The organism is Pseudomonas sp. 2822-17, from assembly GCF_002742485.1.
GTDB classification, from domain to species: Bacteria; Pseudomonadota; Gammaproteobacteria; order Pseudomonadales; family Pseudomonadaceae; genus Aquipseudomonas; species Aquipseudomonas cyclaminis.
Window position 1 is genome coordinate 1 of the sequence record NZ_LJRZ01000569.1, and the last position, 304, is coordinate 304.

The following is a 304-nucleotide window of genomic DNA, read 5'->3' on the forward strand; positions in this document are numbered from 1 at the left end:
GCATATTAGAGCGATCTGTGGTTGGCCTTTAGGGAGTACGGATTTACTAAAACCTGCAGTGATGGTTAATCTATTAGGTGAACACATTCCTCAGATGATGCAACACATAAAAGATCTTAAAGGTGCACATCTTCATTTGTATGGTAAAGCAGAAGCAAGGCAAGGCAGAAAGATGGGACATGTTACAGTATTAGGAGAGTCCGTTGAAGAGATCATCGACAACATCAATGAATCACCGATTTGGAAATAGAAACTAAGAAAGCAACTATAGGAGGAAGAAAATTCTATGATCGAACGTTATACA

At 38.8% G+C, this 304-nt stretch carries 1 pseudogene; it reads left to right on the plus strand.

From position 1 onward, the window contains the following. Nucleotides 1–250, plus strand: a pseudogene (locus tag AOA60_RS23425) (5-(carboxyamino)imidazole ribonucleotide synthase); the annotation flags it as partial. Nucleotides 251–304: the final 54 nt, after the last annotated feature.